At 46.0% G+C, this 15,817-nt stretch carries 14 protein-coding genes and 1 tRNA gene; 9 read left to right on the forward strand and 6 right to left on the reverse strand.

What is annotated here, in order from left to right; genetic code table 11:
* Positions 1-278 precede the first annotated feature (278 nt).
* The 3 genes from ACFPIK_RS04405 to ACFPIK_RS04415 all read left to right on the forward strand — a co-directional run bounded on the left by ACFPIK_RS04405 (position 279) and on the right by ACFPIK_RS04415 (position 3,244).
* Entirely contained in the window at positions 279-1,154 is an 876-nt protein-coding gene (locus ACFPIK_RS04405; protein ID WP_377912631.1) for a carbon-nitrogen hydrolase, read from the forward strand.
* A gap of 3 nt (positions 1,155-1,157) precedes the next feature.
* Positions 1,158-2,234 carry an agmatine deiminase family protein gene (locus tag ACFPIK_RS04410; protein WP_377912633.1) on the forward strand — a complete coding sequence of 359 codons (1,077 nt, stop codon included), beginning with the start codon at positions 1,158-1,160 and terminating at the stop codon, positions 2,232-2,234.
* A 167-nt stretch (positions 2,235-2,401) separates the two neighbouring features.
* Positions 2,402-3,244, forward strand: a complete 843-nt coding sequence (locus ACFPIK_RS04415) for an alpha/beta hydrolase (RefSeq protein WP_377912635.1) — start codon at positions 2,402-2,404, stop codon at positions 3,242-3,244.
* A 21-nt stretch (positions 3,245-3,265) separates the two neighbouring features.
* Here the strand turns inward: ACFPIK_RS04415 and ACFPIK_RS04420 are convergent, their stop codons facing one another.
* The 4 genes from ACFPIK_RS04420 to ACFPIK_RS04435 all read right to left on the reverse strand — a co-directional run bounded on the left by ACFPIK_RS04420 (position 3,266) and on the right by ACFPIK_RS04435 (position 7,605).
* Entirely contained in the window at positions 3,266-3,943 is a 678-nt protein-coding gene (locus ACFPIK_RS04420; protein WP_377912637.1) for an ABC transporter ATP-binding protein, read from the reverse strand.
* Positions 3,944-3,952: 9 nt separating this feature from the next.
* Positions 3,953-5,209 (reverse strand): ABC transporter permease, encoded by a 1,257-nt coding sequence (locus tag ACFPIK_RS04425; RefSeq protein ID WP_377912639.1) that lies wholly within the window; start codon positions 5,207-5,209, stop codon positions 3,953-3,955.
* The gene (locus ACFPIK_RS04430; protein WP_377912641.1) at positions 5,206-6,312 is read right to left on the reverse strand and encodes an efflux RND transporter periplasmic adaptor subunit; all 1,107 of its coding nucleotides are present in this window, start codon (positions 6,310-6,312) and stop codon (positions 5,206-5,208) included. The genes ACFPIK_RS04425 and ACFPIK_RS04430 overlap by 4 nt, the downstream gene beginning before the upstream one ends.
* A gap of 87 nt (positions 6,313-6,399) precedes the next feature.
* On the reverse strand, positions 6,400-7,605 hold the full coding sequence (locus ACFPIK_RS04435; RefSeq protein ID WP_377912643.1) for a serine hydrolase domain-containing protein: 1,206 nt from the start codon (positions 7,603-7,605) through the stop codon (positions 6,400-6,402).
* Positions 7,606-7,681: 76 nt separating this feature from the next.
* Here ACFPIK_RS04435 and ACFPIK_RS04440 point away from each other — a divergent pair, with 76 nt between their 5' ends.
* On the forward strand, positions 7,682-8,527 hold the full coding sequence (locus ACFPIK_RS04440; protein WP_377912645.1) for an alpha/beta hydrolase: 846 nt from the start codon (positions 7,682-7,684) through the stop codon (positions 8,525-8,527).
* A gap of 96 nt (positions 8,528-8,623) precedes the next feature.
* On the opposite strand, the gene ACFPIK_RS04445 is transcribed toward ACFPIK_RS04440, so the two are convergent.
* Positions 8,624-8,697 (reverse strand) — tRNA-Pro (locus ACFPIK_RS04445).
* A gap of 110 nt (positions 8,698-8,807) precedes the next feature.
* Entirely contained in the window at positions 8,808-9,038 is a 231-nt protein-coding gene (locus ACFPIK_RS04450) for a hypothetical protein (protein ID WP_377912647.1), read from the reverse strand.
* Positions 9,039-9,886: 848 nt separating this feature from the next.
* On the opposite strand from ACFPIK_RS04450, the gene ACFPIK_RS04455 reads away from it, so the two are divergent.
* From ACFPIK_RS04455 to ACFPIK_RS04475, 5 genes are all read left to right on the forward strand, one after another.
* Positions 9,887-13,501 (forward strand): T9SS type A sorting domain-containing protein, encoded by a 3,615-nt coding sequence (locus tag ACFPIK_RS04455; protein ID WP_377912649.1) that lies wholly within the window; start codon positions 9,887-9,889, stop codon positions 13,499-13,501.
* A complete protein-coding gene (locus ACFPIK_RS04460) occupies positions 13,501-14,013 on the forward strand; it encodes a hypothetical protein (RefSeq protein WP_377912651.1) in 513 nt (170 codons plus the stop codon). The genes ACFPIK_RS04455 and ACFPIK_RS04460 overlap by 1 nt, the downstream gene beginning before the upstream one ends.
* Complete coding sequence (locus tag ACFPIK_RS04465) at positions 14,013-14,648, forward strand: hypothetical protein (RefSeq protein WP_377912653.1); 636 nt, start codon at positions 14,013-14,015, stop codon at positions 14,646-14,648. The genes ACFPIK_RS04460 and ACFPIK_RS04465 overlap by 1 nt, the downstream gene beginning before the upstream one ends.
* Entirely contained in the window at positions 14,641-15,087 is a 447-nt protein-coding gene (locus ACFPIK_RS04470) for a hypothetical protein (protein ID WP_377912655.1), read from the forward strand. Before ACFPIK_RS04465 ends, ACFPIK_RS04470 begins: the two co-directional genes overlap by 8 nt.
* Positions 15,088-15,266: 179 nt before the next feature.
* Positions 15,267-15,800 (forward strand): DUF4402 domain-containing protein, encoded by a 534-nt coding sequence (locus ACFPIK_RS04475; protein ID WP_377912657.1) that lies wholly within the window; start codon positions 15,267-15,269, stop codon positions 15,798-15,800.
* The last annotated feature ends 17 nt before the right edge of the window (positions 15,801-15,817 follow it).

Raw genomic sequence — 15,817 nt, forward strand, 5'->3', positions numbered from 1 at the left:
TAGCAACCATGAACGCTCAGACAAAATGGAACGGAACCATCTTCGCATGGCCATCAATTAGAAAAGACCTAATCGCTTACTTTGAAGATCGATTTAACCAAACTGACACAGTTTAGTGAACACTCCCAGAATTTTTGAAAACTGCCCATTGAATTTGATCCTTGATCATTCGACCACTTACCAATTACATTTTTCAACTTATCCAACTCCCCCCAAACTTCATTTGCCAATCCCCACCTGCCAAGGTATCTTTGCGGCCTAAACAAAAACTGTACACCGTGGCAAACAAAACCGTCAAAGTAGGTCTGGTCCAGCTCAGTTGCTCTGGGAATGTGGCCGTAAACATGGAGAAAACCATCGCAGGCGTTCGCACCGCTGCCCAAAAAGGCGCTCAGGTCGTGGTCTTGCAGGAACTTTTTAGATCGCTTTATTTCTGTGACGTAGAGGATTACGAAAACTTCAAACTCGCCGAAGCCATTCCTGGCCCATCAACTGACACGCTCGGTGCCTTGGCCAAAGAATTGGGGGTGGTGATCGTGGCTTCTTTGTTTGAAAAACGTGCCGAAGGACTTTACCATAACACCACGGCGGTCTTGGATGCGGATGGAACCTACCTCGGCAAATACCGAAAAATGCATATTCCTGACGATCCGGGCTATTTCGAGAAGTTCTATTTCACTCCGGGCGACTTGGGCTATAAAGTGTTTCCAACCAAATTCGGCAAAATCGGCGTGCTGATTTGTTGGGATCAGTGGTATCCTGAAGCAGCTAGAATCACCGCTTTGAAAGGTGCGGACTTTTTGGTGTATCCAACCGCCATCGGCTGGGCTTTGCATCAGGATGAGCAAACTAACGAGGATCAATACAATGCTTGGCAGACCATTCAGCGTTCGCACTCGGTAGCTAATGGACTTCCAGTTGTTTCCGTCAACCGAACCGGAATCGAAGGTCCGATGCAATTTTGGGGAGGTTCGTTTGTTTCCAACGCCTTTGGTCGGGTGACTTATAAAGCCCCTCATTTGGAAGAAGAAATCCACGTGGAGGAACTCGATTTGACAGGTTCGGATCGGTATAGAACTCACTGGCCATTCCTGAGGGATCGACGAATCGATTCCTACGCTCCGATCACCAAGCGATATCTTGACGAAGAATAAGCCATGAAAAACTTGTTTGAATTGGCTCAAACCGGTGCAGTGACTCCGGCTGAGTTAGGCTACTATTTTCCTGCTGAATTTGCCCCTCAGGAATCCATGTGGCTGAGTTGGCCGCACAAGGAAGCGAGCTGGCCGGGTAAGATCGAGACGGTTTTTGCACCCTATTCCCAGTTTATCACCGAAGTGGCCAAAGGCCAAAAGGTGAATATCAATGTGGCTGATGAAGCGATGAAAGCCTTTGCTTTGGCACATCTGGAAAAAGCCGGAGCGGATTTGAGCAAGATCTTCTTCCACTTTTTCCCAACCAACGATGCTTGGTGCCGGGATCACGGTCCTGCTTTCCTGATCAATCCCAATGCGGAAATTAAAAAGGTTTTGGTGAAGTGGAATTACAATGCTTGGGGGGAAAAATACCCGCCTCACGATCTGGACAATCAAATTCCGATTCATATTGCGGAGCACTTGGGCATCCCTTATTTCAAACCCGGAATCGTCATGGAGGGTGGTTCGGTTGAGTTCAATGGAAAAGGAACACTCTTGACCTCAACGGCTTGTTTGCTGAATGAAAACCGAAACCCACACCTTACCCAAGCTCAAATCGAAACGTACCTCTGTGATTACTACGGAGTGAAGCATATCCTTTGGGTTGGTGATGGGATCATCGGAGACGACACCGATGGGCATATCGATGACATCACACGATTCGTGAATGAAGACACCGTGGTGACTGTGGTAGAAGAAAATAAAGCCGACGAAAACCACGAAATCCTAGCCGAAAATTTGGCTCTGTTGAAGAAAATGCGCCTGGAAAACGGCAAGCCATTGAATATCGTGGAGCTTCCCATGCCTAGTCCGGTGATTTGGGAAGATCAACGACTACCGGCTTCGTATGCCAATTTCTACATCGCCAATGAAGTGGTGGTGGTGCCGACTTTCCGGGATAAAAATGACCAAAAGGCGCTAGATATACTTACGGATTGCTTTCCAGGAAGACGAGTGATCGGAATCGACAGCACCGATATCATCTGGGGCTTGGGTAGTTTCCATTGTTTGAGTCAGCAGGAACCTTCTGTCAAGTAGGCAGTCTCAGTGATCAGTTTGCAGGTGCCAAATAAAAAATTAGAAAGGCAATCCGAAAGGGTTGTCTTTTTTATTGGAAGGCAAACTTCTTGGTGTAGACCAATTCAAATGCCTCTTTAATAAACAAAATCCAGCCAAATGCGCTTTCTCCAAAAATACCCGCCTTTATGAAACAGTTTCTTCTCACCTTGACCTTTATCACCTTGTTGTCAAGCTGTGCCTTTAAGTCTATTACCCGTTCCAAAGAGATCAATTATTTACAGCAAAGCGCTTCGCTACCGGAAAAAAACTTAAATGTTTTTGCTCCCAAAAAAGCTGAAAAAGCACCTGTTTTGATTTTTATCCATGGAGGAAGCTGGAATAGCGGTAGAAAAGAAATTTACGATTTCATGGGAAGCAGACTCGCGAGAAGGGGAGTGGTGACGGTCATTATTGATTATCCATTAGCGCCAGCCTACCAACTCCCTGCAATGGAAAAAGCCAGTGTAACGGCCATCAAATGGGTGCAAGAAAATATTTCCAACTATGGAGGTGATCCTGAGCAGATCTATGTTTCCGGTCATTCAGCAGGTGGACATTTGGCAGCGCTGGTTGCTATTAATAAAGAACCTTGGAAAGAGCTCGGGATGACCAACCCGCTGAAAGGAGCCATTCTCAATGATCCCGCCGGCTTGGATTGGTATTGGTTTTTGAACGAGCGAAAGGAAAAATACAATGCCGAGGATAATTACGATGCTTTCACCTCCAATCCTGAAACCTGGAAAACCTACTCACCCATCTATGAATTGGATGGCACGGAGATTCCGCTTCTGATCCTAGAGGGTGAACGAACGTATCCCGGAATTCGCCTGACCATTGATCGGTTTCGAAAAGAAGCTGAAGCCAAAGGAACGAACTTGACCTATTCCTTTTATCCCAAAACCAAGCACATCCCGATGATCACCCAGTTTTTCTTCACTTGGAGCAAAGGGTATGAGGATGTGTTGGGATTTATGGGGGTGACCAATTAGGCATTGACACACTGCGACTGACTACTGAAAACTGATAACCCGTCCATCCTCCATCTCGATCGTGCGGTCGGTGCCGGCAGCGAATTCAGGGTCGTGGGTCACGATCAGCATCGTTTGTCCAAATTCTTTCGCAAGCTCTTTAAACTTGGCATAGACGATGTCTGAATTTTTCTTGTCCAAGTTTCCTGTAGGCTCGTCTCCCATGATCAGTAAAGGGTCATTAATCAGGGCGCGGGCAATGGCTACCCGTTGTTTTTGCCCTCCTGAAAGTTGGTTTGCCTTTTTCAGGGCATGATCCTGCATGTCAAAAATCCGAAGCTTTTCCATTGCGCGATGCTCGATCTCCTCCCGGGAATACTTGCCAAGCTTTAAGGCCGGAATCATTACATTTTCCAAGGTGGAAAACTCGTGGAGCAGGTAGTGAAACTGGAATACAAAGCCAATTTTCTCATTTCGAAGCCGGGAGAGATACTCCGCAGATTTGCCGGTGATCAGCTCTCCGTCGAGCAAGAGCTCTCCGTTGTAGTCCGTATCCATGGTGGACAGAATGTAGAGCAAGGTGGATTTGCCACAGCCTGATTTGCCTACGATGGAAACAAACTCGCCCCGCTTGATCTGAAAACTCACCTGATTCAAAACCTGGGTGGTGGTGGCATTCACAAAAAACTTGTCAATATGTTTGGCTTCGAGTACCGACATGATGTGGGGTTATTTTCCTCGGATGATTTCTACAGGGTCTACACTGGAGGCCTTTCGGGCAGGAAAATACCCCGCAAAGTAGGTGGTAATGAGGCTGAATGTGCCGCCGATGAGGTAGTATTTGGGATTGTAGTCCACTGGAAAGGTTTTGATCGTAGGTAGTGCCTGGGTCTCAAAAGGAATCTGATCGATCGTGAGTCCGGCCAAATAGCCAAAAAACAATCCCGCTACTCCTCCTATGCCCCCAATGCTCAATGCTATGGTGATAAACACCCGGTTGACATCCTGGGGACTGAATCCAATTGCTTTGAGAATAGCGATGGTGTCCAGCTTTTCGTAAATCATCATATTCAGGATATTGTAAATCCCAAACCCGGAGACTACCAAAAGGGTAATTCCTACCGCATAGCTGATCAGATTTCGGATTTGTGTGCCTGTTTCAAACTGGGCATTAACGGTCTGAATATCGTCGGCATCGATCTCAAATACTCCTTCCAATTCCTTGGCCATGGCCGGAGCAAGGTTGAAATCATGGAGCTTCACCTGGATATCTGTAATGTAGGAAGGCGACGCCCCAAGCATTTTTTGCACAGTGGAGAGGGAAGCGTAGCTATTGACATTGTCAAAATCGCCCAAGCCGCTTTGAAAGTAGCCGACTACTTTCAGCTGCATCCGGTTGCCCTGAGCCGTAGTCACCTGAATCACATCTCCGATCGATGCCATCATCCGATCTGCTGCGCCCTTACCCAAGATGATGGTGTTGATTTGATTGAGGTCCTCATAATTCCCCTCTGTCACGTAATCGGTGAAAGCAAAAAGCTGGGCTTCTTTTTCTGCATCGATGCCATTGACGATCCCAGTGAGGTCGATGGTTCCGATATTGAAAAAAACCTGTGACGAAATTTTCGGGCTGACGCCAAGGACCCGTGGATCTGCCTCCAGTGTTTGGACGATGGATTCACTGTTGAAGATCGCGAGTCGGCTGGTACTGGGCTTGATGGAGCGGATGACATTTACTCCACCGGAGAAGTCCTCGCTTTGGTCGATGGGCTGATTGGGATTGGGCTTGATCTCGTTGTAAAAACGGATGTGCGGCGTGCGATTCAGGATAAGTCCGTCCAACAGAGTATTCAGCCCGTTCATAAAACCCAATAAAGCCACAAACATGGTGATGCTAAACATCACCCCAACTGCTGCAATCAGGGTTTGCTTCACCCTCGCCAGCATCAGTGCACGTGCGATTTCAAAAATCAGCGACCACTTCATCGAATGGGTTGGATTAGACCTGTTTTTTCATCAATACCTTCCAAGATTTCGGCGTATTGGTAGGTCTTGAGTCCTACTTTCACCGTCAAGGTGTCGTCGTCGGCGGTGATGACTTTGTTTTCCAGAAAAAGCAGCTGACGGGGAATGACCAGGCTATTTTCCCGCACCTGCGTGACGATGTTGGCTTCCAGACTCAGGTTGGGGTAGAGCCTAGGTGGTGCCTTGGTGAAAGTGGCTTCCACGGTGAATGTCTTTGATTTGACATCCATGATGGGGTGGATTTTGGTTACCGAAGCTTCAAATACCTCTCCTTTGAAACTGTCCAAGGTCACCAATACACGCTGTCCTTTTTCGATTTTTGCAATGTCGTATTCATCCACTTGCAGTTCCAAGACAAACTCGCCCGCACTGCCGAGGATGGCAAGCGGTGTCTGTGGCGTGACCATTTCTCCCTTTTCTTTCATCAGGGAGTATACGATTCCGTTGATTTTGCTCCGCAGGACATATTCCCCTTCGAGGGCTTCGGAGATGGCTAGGTTTTTTCCCGCATTTTTGGCGTTAAACTCAATTTCCCGCTTTAGCTCCAGGTAGCGGAGTTGGGTGGACAAGTAGGTGGTTCTGGAAGATTCAAATTTGAGCTGCCGCTGCTCTAACTCTACGGTGGTTCCTATGCCTTGGGCTTTGAGGTTTTTTTGTCGGTGGAAAAGCAGGGAGTCGTTGAGGTAAGTGCTCTTGGCGAGGTTCAGGGTGAGTTGGAGTTCGCGCAGCCTGTTTTGATTGGCTCGCTGATCGGCAAAAGCCCGGGCGATCTCTGCATTTTCCTTTCGCAGTTTTTCTGCTTCGTTGTATATCCGAATCAAGGGAGCACCTACCGTCACTGTGTCTCCTTCGCCGACAAAAACCTCCTGAACCGGACCAGTAGCCAAGGTTAGGGCTTCGTATTGATCCTTGGCTTTGATTGTGCCCGAGGCATATACCGACTCCGAGAGATTCTGACGGGAAGGATAGGTAACCTCCGAATCTGAACTACCACAGGCGATCAGGACGGCGAGTGATAGCAGACAGTAGGTAAGCCTAAAGGTGAAAGAAAAGAAACTGCGCATGGCGGGGAAAGTTAGAAGTCCAAGATAAGCCAATCCGAATTGGTTTTACCTGAGGAAAGTCATCAGTTTCGACCAGGTTTAATGGGACTATTCCAGTGTCTGATAGATCATTTGCCTAAACTTATTTTCATAATAGGAGCTAAACGGATTAACCTGGGTCATGAAGATGGCTACCATCTTTTCCTTGGGATCTATGAAAAAGTAGGTGCAAAATGCCCCACTCCAATAAAATGCGCCCTCCGATCCTGTAGCCTTGGTCGCAGCCAGGTCATCCACCACAGCAAATCCCAACCCGAATCCTTTGCCGGGATCTTGAAACAGGTCTCCGGACTGATTGATCCGCATGATCTCGATGGTCTTGGGGCTAAGGTAGCGGCGACCATTCCATTCGCCTCCATTTAGGAGCATTCTCGCAAAAAGCGAATAATCCTGCACCGTGGAAAACAGGCCGTGGGTGCCTCCAAAGACTGTATTGCCCGAGGTTGGCGTTTGTCGGGCAGATTTGACCAGGACGCCTTCGTCGTTGAAATTATGAAGCTGAACCATTCGGGATTTTTGGGCATCGCTGAGGTTGTAGCCGGTGTCTTTCATTCCCAAGGGCTCAAAAAGTCTGGTTCTTAGAAATTCTTCAGCGGTCCTTCCTGTAAATACCTCAATTAGGCGAGCGAGGATGTCGGGAGAGGCGGAGTAGTTCCACTTTTCCCCCGGATGACTGGCTAAGGGTTGGGTAGCAAGTGCTTTGACTCGCTCCTCGATGGTCTTGGGCTGGGACATGTAGATCGCTTGGGCTACTTCACGGTCCAGTTTGGTGCCGCCTATGCCATGGAGAAATCCTGCTGTGTGGCTCAAGACCTGGGCAATAGTGATGGGAGATTTTGCTGGTTCGGTGCCACCGGCTGAGCCTTTTTCCGGATCGAGCAGCACCCGCATCTCTTTAAACTCGGGCAGGTAGTTGGCAATCGGGTCGCTCAGGAAAAAGTGTCCCTCCTCATATAGCATCATAAAAGCCGTACTGATGATGGGTTTGGTCATGGACTGGATAAAAAAGATCTGATCTGTTCGCATGGGCGTCTTGGCAGAGAGGTCACTGAAGCCCAAAGCCGATTCGTGGGATTTTTCTCCATTTCGGTAGAGTAGGGTCACCACTCCGGGAAGGCGTCCCGCGTCGATTTCTTTTTGGAAATAGGCATCGTAGCGCTGCAGACGCTCAGCGGAGATCTTTGCCTGGCCAAATGTGGACGCGATGACCAAAAGGGTAAGCAGACTGCTAAGTAGGAATTTTGGGTTGAGCATAGGTACAGGTTGATTTTGCTTCAAGATAGTTTTAATCCAAATCAAATTTCTATTTTCAACATATCAATCGGTATCCATGAAACATCTCGAAACCTCCTACTTGACCCACGACGGACTACAACTCTATCTTCAAGCTTGGTTACCCGAATCGCCTAAGGCCGGACTCTTGCTGATTCATGGCTTGGGAGAGCATAGCGGGCGATATGCCCCCTTGGTGGATAGGCTCGTAGCCGAAGGGGTCGCCGTTTTTACCTTTGACGGACGTGGTCATGGTAGGTCAGTGGCAGGGAAGCCTGATGCCTACTTTGCTTCTTTCCGCGATTATTTGGAGGACATCGATGCCCTATTTGGAAAAGTGCTTGCCTACCTGCCCGGTCTGCCGGCTTTTCTCTATGGGCACAGCATGGGTGGGGGAATGGCTGCCGGCTATGTGATCAGGTATCAGCCCCAGGCCGCAGGTGTCATACTCAGCTCTCCGGCGATCAAGGAGGCCGAAAATACCTCCAAGCTGCTGATTGCAGTGTCGGGATTAATCAGCAAGTGGCTACCTAGGCTGAAAGCGCTCAAACTTGACGCTACACAGATCTCGAGAATCCCTGAGGAGATACAAGCCTACCTCTCCGACCCCCTAAACTATACCCAAGCTATCCCTGCCCGCACAGCTCATGAGGTATATCATCTGATGCAGGTAATCCAAGCAGATGCGGCTTCCTTTGAACTGCCGGTTTTGGTGGTACATGGCACAGACGATGGCCTTACCAATCCCAAAGGTTCGGAGCTCTTTATCCAAAAAGCACAGAGCGAAGACAAGACTTTGAGGCTATTTCCTGGCGGGTACCATGAACTGATACATGACCACGATCGAGAGGAACTGATTCAAACGGTGGTGGATTGGGTGAAGAAGAGATTGGGGGATAAGTAAGAAAGTTGATAGAATTTAAAGGGGATTTTTTGAAAGAATGTAAGCAAATAAAAAAGGAGTCACGATTTTTAATCTCGTAACTCCCTGATAATCAAGTCGGGGTGACAGGATTTGAACCTGCGACCACACGCCCCCCAGACGTGTACGCTACCGGACTGCGCCACACCCCGATTAGGATGTGCGAAAATAGGATTTTCCTGATTTTTTTCCAGTTCTCACTTTAGTTTTTCGAGGGTAGTTTGCCAGACTCTTTTTTTATTTATAAGGATATAAATGATAATCAGGGGTTTTTGGGCTTGAAGAAAATGGACTGAAAAGTCTGGGAGCAACAAGCCTTACAAAGTGTCACAGAAGGTTGGAGTTTTTCGGCCTTTCGAAGTGCTTCAGTTCCGTTATTAAATGGGCCTAGGTAGTCTCTGTCCAAAGAATCGGGAATATGTTCACATTCTTGATTATGAACTTCATATTCCCCGTTGGAATTAGGTTTGGAAGAGAGGTAAAAGAATTTCATTGGTTTGTTGTTTGTTTCGTAGATGCTCAATCGCTCATTTATCCTCGCCCACAGTTTGAGAAGCTCTCCTCTAAAAGCCAGGTTCGCCAAAAATAACACCCTGAAAAATCCGAAAACATACCCTATATAGGGTATTTTTAGTACTTTTTTGGAGAAAAACCTTCCACTTTTTCGCTTTTCCTCTGTTGATTCCAAATAGAATTCTGAAAGGATTTCGTTCGCCGGCCTCGATTTAAGTGCTTGATTTATACTAGTTGTACTATTACTTCTAACAAGTTATTTGAATTGATATATAGAGATAAACTGTCATCATATAAAATTTCTATAGTGATCTCAATTAAGTCATGAATTTTTTATGATTTCCTCAATTTGTCAGGCTTAGCAAGATTCATTATTGTTTAAGATTTTATCCATTTTTTCATGATTGGATATGCACTTAAGTCATGTGTATTTTATGGGACATGGTTTTTATTTCAGAGGCTTAATAATCTTTCAAGGACTAGATCTTCAATTTTGAATAACTACCTAATTAAATGTTTTTCAGTGATTACTGATCAGTGACTTTTTATTTGGATTATTTGAAAAAAAATTAATGAAAAACGGTGAATGGTGTTGTAAATGTCAAATGGTTTACATTTTTTTACACTTAATTGCATTAAAAAGATCCTCACTCTTGATCTTTTTGAAGTCGAATTAACACTCGTTCTTCTTTATAAAAATGAATTATATACCTGATTTGGATAATAATATATACAAAAAAAGGTATTAAAACACACTCTTTATTCACCCTAAAGAGGATGGCGATTCATACATAAAGGAAGAAATGAACTGCATACAAGCCTGATTAAATGATTAAAATTTTACCTCAAAGTACACTTTGTTTAACACCGTCTCGCAGCGTTTTGGTCTGTGTGATGGTATTATTTTTTGGGGTGAGTTGGGGACAGACTACTAATGATTATCGATCCAGACAAACAGGTAATTGGAATTCTACAGCCACCTGGGAACGCTTTAATGGTACGTCCTGGGTTGCGGCTACTGCCACCCCAACGAATACTAATGCAAATGTCATTACTATTCAAAATGCGGATACAGTTTCAATAACAGCTGCTGTATCCGTAGATCAGGTAGTAGTTGCTGTGGGTGGCCAAGTGAATTTGAACACCAATGTAACTCTCTCAATTACGAATGGGACTGGGAATGATTTTGAAGTTGCTGGCACTTTTTCTAGATCCACAGGTACAATAACCATCGCATCAGGTGCCTCATTTGTTTTTGGAGATAATGGAACTTACATACATGCACAAAATGGAGGAATTATTCCAACAGCTATTTGGGCAGCTAGTTCAACAGTCCGAATCGAAGGGACAACATCTACAGATCCAACTGGATTAAATCAAAGCTTCGGAAATTTTATATGGAATGCCATAGGTTTAGGCAGCAATAGTGTCAATTTTAATCCTACAGGTATTGCAGGGAATCTTGAAATCAACAATGGATCCGCAACTGGCCAGATTATTCAAACTGTTGCTTCACTTTCCATTGGAGGCGATTTGATTATTGGAGGAGGTGTTTTTGCAATTGCATCAGGTAATTCTAATACTAGAGTTCTAACTGTCTCCGGGAATGTGACTATTTCAGGAGGAAGTTTACTTGTTAAGCAAAATAATAATGGTGGGGGGACACTTAATATAAATGGAAATCTAACCCATACGGGAGGAACAATTTCCAGAAGTGGTTCAGGTGGAGCATCTATTAATTTTTCTGGCTCTGGCTCCCCTCAACTTTTCACTTCAGGCGGTTCGGTTACCAATACGATCAATTGGACAGTAAACTCGGGAGCTTTTCTCCAAATGGCAGCTTCAGGTACTACTGTGACAGGTGGGGGCACATTCACCCTATCCTCTGGTGCTACCCTAGGCATCACTTCCCCAAATGGAATAGCCAATTCGGGAGCAACAGGAAATATTCAGGTCTTAGGTACTAGAAATTTCAGTACTGGTGCTGACTATGTTTACAATGGAAGTTCTAATCAATCAGTAGGAAACGGGCTGCCTGCAACAGTAAACTCTTTGATCATAGCCAATTCTGGAAGTGATGGAGATAATCTGGTGATTCTAGATTCAGATAAAGAGGTTTCCTCAGACTTGGGAGTGGAGTTAGGGGTACTGGATTTGGTCACATTCACCGCAAATAGAGCGACTTCCGGAGGCAGCTTTTACTTGGAGGCTAATACAGGGCTCAGGCTAAGTGGTGTCTCCAATTTTCCTTCCGTTTTTTCTAATCGCACCCTTGATTGTAGCAGTACGGTGGAATATTATGCTAATGGCCCGCAAACTGTGGCTGGGGTTAATTATGGGAATTTGATCCTTAGTGGTTCAGGAGTGAAAACCTTACAGACTGGTACCACCCAACTCTGCTCGAATTTCACACTCTCCGGTACAGTCACCGCCACTGCCGTGGTCGGAATGACGGTCGGAGGCAATTTTGCAATCGGTTCGGGTACTTCTTTTTCAGCTGGTTCGTTCACACACCAGGTCAATAGCAATTGGACGAATCAGGGAACCTTTTCGGCAGGGACTTCTACTTTTATTTTCGGAGGAACAACCTCCGGTTCATTAACCAACAGCGGCACAGGGCAATTCTTCAACTTGTCTTTTGTGGGTTCGGGTACCAAAACAATCAACTCGCCTCTTTCACCAACAGGGGATATTTTACAAATCTCAACTTCAGTAATACTTAGCGGAGCCAGCACCATCACCCTAGCAACCGGAAGATCCTTAGAAATCAATGCTTCTGGATCTGTCAACACTGGTTCAGGGAGATTGATCATCCAACCAGGAGCATTTTATGTAAATAGAAGTACCTCCAATCCTACGTTGGAAGTAAGGCAACGGTTCCTTGGTAGCAAGGGATGGAGATTGGTGGGAACTCCGATCAATTCTACCTATGCAGCACTAACTTCCGGATTTGAAACCCAAGGATTTCCTGGGTCTACCTATCCCACGCTTCAACCTAATTTGCTATGGTGGGACGAGACGGATAAAGGAACCACCTTACAAGGTTGGAGGCAGCCTGTCTCACTTTCTGCCTCAGTTCCTGCCGGGAGGGGTCATTATTTCTATGTTTTCAATGGGGAAAGTAAGCCGGGAGGAGGAAACTATTCGGATGCTCTACCGCTTACCATGGCTGTGAGTGGGACAGAGGTGAATTTGGCATCAGGAAATTTTGACTTTGGCGTCACTTTTACCCCTCGAAACACCAGCTCGGTCGCTCAGGGTGATTCACTCATAGAGGTTAACCAAGCAGATGAAGGGTTTAATCTGGTGGCCAATCCTACCGCCAGTGTCATCGATTTTCATTCGCCAACAGGTTGGACCAAAACAAATATTGATCAATCCATCTACGTTTGGGATCCGGCGACTTCCAGTTTTCTCACTTGGAATGGTACCTCAGGTTCTTTAGGAAGTGGAAGAATAACTCCTTTTCAAGCCTTTTGGGTCAAGGCCAATGCCCCTTCTCCAGTTTTGATGCTCAATGGAAATGCTCCTAAATCTCTGTTATCCACTGATTTTTTTGGTAGAAAGCAAACCGAACCTATTTCTATTCTAGAACTCCATGTGATGGGCGAAGGGATGAATGCGCAGTCATTGATCAGTTTTGGGGAGGGAGGAGAAACGGATGTGGATCCAAAGGACGCATACCAACTGGAATCATTGGCTGAAGACTGGCTGTTGCTTTACTCCTTTGGTTCGCTCAAGACAAAAAGTCCTTTAGTCATTAACCATCAGCCATCTCTAGTGAGTCAGGAAAATAGAGTGATACCTCTCCATTTGGCTTCTGCCAAGAAAGGGGAGCCATTTAAAGGTGCCTATTTGATGGATTGGAAACTGCCAGTGAATTGGGAGCCTTCCTTGGATTTGGTATTGATGGATCACATCAATCAAAAGGCGGTCGATATGAAGAAGGAAAGTGCCTATGCCTTTGAATTCGAGGCTCCTAAGGCGACCACCTCGAATGGGCGAAAAGGACTTGATACTTTACTTTCACCGCGTGCAGTGGTCTTTCAGACCCCTTATTCTCTGGATGAAGAGGAAAATCCTGCCAATGCAAGGATTTCAGCTGGTTCCAAGCCCAAAAGACCTTTTACTCTATTTATCGGAAAATTTCCTGAAGGGAGGATTGAGTACTTACCTGAATTTCCCAAGCTGTTTTCTCCAGCTCCCAACCCATTTGTGGATCAGACTAAGATCCGGTTTTTCCTCCCTGTATCGGAGGATGCCGAAGTCAAAATTTACTCCCTCCTCGGTCAGGAAGTGGGAGGTTTTCCAAAGCAATCCTACTCTACTGGAATTCATGAACTGGAATGGGCACCTCAGTCCATTGCTCTTCCAAAAGGAATATACCTCATCCGACTTGTCACTCCGACCGGACAATTCACCCAAAAGCTGATTAAAAACTAATGCGTACCCTGATTTTAATACTTACACTGATCTGTTGCCTGGCATACCAAGCCGCTCAAGCCCAAGTGGATGATACCCGCAAAGCCAACTTGAGCGTGCGTGCCAGTGCCACGGTTACCGACAACTTGCAAATGCTGACGATCCGGAATCTGGATTTGATCAGTCCGGTGGTAGAAAACGATCGAATCATCGTTTCGCCTACCACCAGCAGCTATGCAGGGATGTTTAAAATTCTCGGTAATCCCAGAAGCCGTGTTAGAATCACTTTTCTGCAAACCGAAATTCTCAAAGAGCAACGCGAAGGGCTAGGTGAAGTAGCTGCCCAGTATTTCGTCAGTGAGGCTTTTGAGGATACGCAGATCCAAAGTACAACGTTGCAGCTGGGAGAGGGCAATGTGAGACTCAGTGAAAAAGGAGTTCTTTTCCTCTGGTTGGGAGCCAATCTGGATTTAAGCCGTGCCAGACCGGGATTGTATTTGTCTGAATTTATCCTTGAACTCGAATACATCTGATGAAGGGTAAATCTACATATCACTTTATCTTTTTAGTTCTCGGGATCAGTGCGAGTTTGTGGTCTTTGGCTCCTTCTGCCATGGCTCAGCGCATCAATTTCAGTACTTGGACAGGTAGTGAGGAAATCACGATCAATCCCGTTCTGGCTAATCCAAACCTGAATTTTAATCTGAAGAAAGCGGCCATTTCCGCGAATAGCCCTGCAGTCACGATCAATCTGGTCGACAATCAGTCGGTGGGTTTTCAGATTCAGGCACCGGATGGCTATGATCTCACGGTGGAGGTAGATGCGCCGACCTTCTTGAGTTTGGATGGGGTTGGTTCTGCTCCTGAAGAAATGGTTCCATTCCGGTTGGGGATTGCTTACAACAATCAGGCAGCACCCGACGAGATGGCTGCAAAGGCTACCGCGGTGGAGCTTCCAACTGGATTTTACAATGTGACCTTCCCGGTTAATCGGAGATTAACGGGAGCTCCTGGACCGCCTCCGACCCCGAGTTCAGGAACTTATGTGCGACCCAAATCCACGGCTTGGCTTTTTCTCTATGGAGAGCTTGGCCCTATAGGTCCTGTAAATGCAGGCGATTACCTGGCAGATATTACCATCAATGTCTACTTCACAAGCAATGACTAAGCAACTCCTCCATATCGCCTCTGTGATGCTCTTGGTCTTGGTAAGCACTATGGCAAAGGCTCAGTTTGTCGCCATCAGACTGGAGATTCCTGCAGGTGTGCAATTCAGTTCTCAGGTGATGGACCCGCTGGAGGGAGGCACTTGGGAAAAAACGAAGGCAAAACGTTGGGTTGGTCTCGAAGCAGATGAGAATCTCTCCATACTGGTTCAGATGGATTTGCCTCAGCGGGAGATTCAACCTGCACCCGAGGCTTATTTTCTGAATGATGGAAGCTCTGATTTTGAAGAGGCTTTTACGCTAAGTATCAACTCTTCGGAGGTGATTCTTTCAGATACATACCAACTGATCCGATACATGAAGCCGATGCCAACTAAAGTCAAGGCCTGGCTTGGGATACCGGTGATAGATGGATTGACTGTAAAAATCGAATACCCTTGAACATACCTGTAAAACTTTCACAACGAGGACGATAAGATGATGAAAAAGACCTGAAAACCTATCGCCGAGGATATGGGAAATATCCGGAGCACTTTGAAAACTGAATACACAAGTACTTAAAAATCAAAAAGAAACAAACAAACAAGTAATTCAAACAAACAAACAAAACAAACAAACACATGAAAACTATCTTTAAATCAGTACTCGCACTTGGCCTAGTAGCCGGAATGACCTTCGCAGCAAACGCTCAGAAAACCACCACAGCACCTGCTTCTGCAAGGATTTTGGCAGACTTGACAATTACTTTGGACGGGGTGCAAGATGAAATTGCCTTCGGTAATGTTTCAGCTAATACGCCTGCGGCTGTAGTATTGGATGCAAATGGTACAGACAATGCTAATACTGGTACCGTAACCAATGTAGCGAGATTTAACCTAACTGGAGCTGATGCATCTATTACTGTTTATTATGATGCTACTGTAACACTTACAGAGACTGTAGGGGGTGTTGAAACCATCGTGATGACTCCAGAAGTTGTTGGCGATGCTGATGATGCTAATCAAGGTTCAGCAGCAGGGATTGCTAATGCAGGGACTGTTGCTTTGGTTAGCAATGCTTTTTACATCTGGGTAGGTGGTACTTTGCCGACAATGGTGAATAAAGCTCAAGGTACCTATTCCGGTACTTTCGAAATCTCTGTAGAATACAATTAATCCAAATCAAGCCGGTG

The sequence above is a fragment of the Algoriphagus aquatilis genome (genome assembly GCF_042657405.1).
Lineage (GTDB): Bacteria > Bacteroidota > Bacteroidia > Cytophagales > Cyclobacteriaceae > Algoriphagus > Algoriphagus aquatilis.

Coding starts and splice junctions, on each gene's coding strand:
- ACFPIK_RS04415 (WP_377912635.1), top strand. CDS start 2,402: ATGAAACAGTTTCTTCTCACCTTGACCTTTATCACCTTGTTGTCAAGC.
- ACFPIK_RS04455 (WP_377912649.1), top strand. CDS start 9,887: ATGATTAAAATTTTACCTCAAAGTACACTTTGTTTAACACCGTCTCGC.
- ACFPIK_RS04475 (WP_377912657.1), top strand. CDS start 15,267: ATGAAAACTATCTTTAAATCAGTACTCGCACTTGGCCTAGTAGCCGGA.
- ACFPIK_RS04470 (WP_377912655.1), top strand. CDS start 14,641: ATGACTAAGCAACTCCTCCATATCGCCTCTGTGATGCTCTTGGTCTTG.
- ACFPIK_RS04465 (WP_377912653.1), top strand. CDS start 14,013: ATGAAGGGTAAATCTACATATCACTTTATCTTTTTAGTTCTCGGGATC.
- ACFPIK_RS04430 (WP_377912641.1), bottom strand. CDS start 6,312: ATGCGCAGTTTCTTTTCTTTCACCTTTAGGCTTACCTACTGTCTGCTA.
- ACFPIK_RS04460 (WP_377912651.1), top strand. CDS start 13,501: ATGCGTACCCTGATTTTAATACTTACACTGATCTGTTGCCTGGCATAC.
- ACFPIK_RS04435 (WP_377912643.1), bottom strand. CDS start 7,605: ATGCTCAACCCAAAATTCCTACTTAGCAGTCTGCTTACCCTTTTGGTC.
- ACFPIK_RS04410 (WP_377912633.1), top strand. CDS start 1,158: ATGAAAAACTTGTTTGAATTGGCTCAAACCGGTGCAGTGACTCCGGCT.
- ACFPIK_RS04440 (WP_377912645.1), top strand. CDS start 7,682: ATGAAACATCTCGAAACCTCCTACTTGACCCACGACGGACTACAACTC.
- ACFPIK_RS04450 (WP_377912647.1), bottom strand. CDS start 9,038: ATGAAATTCTTTTACCTCTCTTCCAAACCTAATTCCAACGGGGAATAT.
- ACFPIK_RS04420 (WP_377912637.1), bottom strand. CDS start 3,943: ATGTCGGTACTCGAAGCCAAACATATTGACAAGTTTTTTGTGAATGCC.
- ACFPIK_RS04425 (WP_377912639.1), bottom strand. CDS start 5,209: ATGAAGTGGTCGCTGATTTTTGAAATCGCACGTGCACTGATGCTGGCG.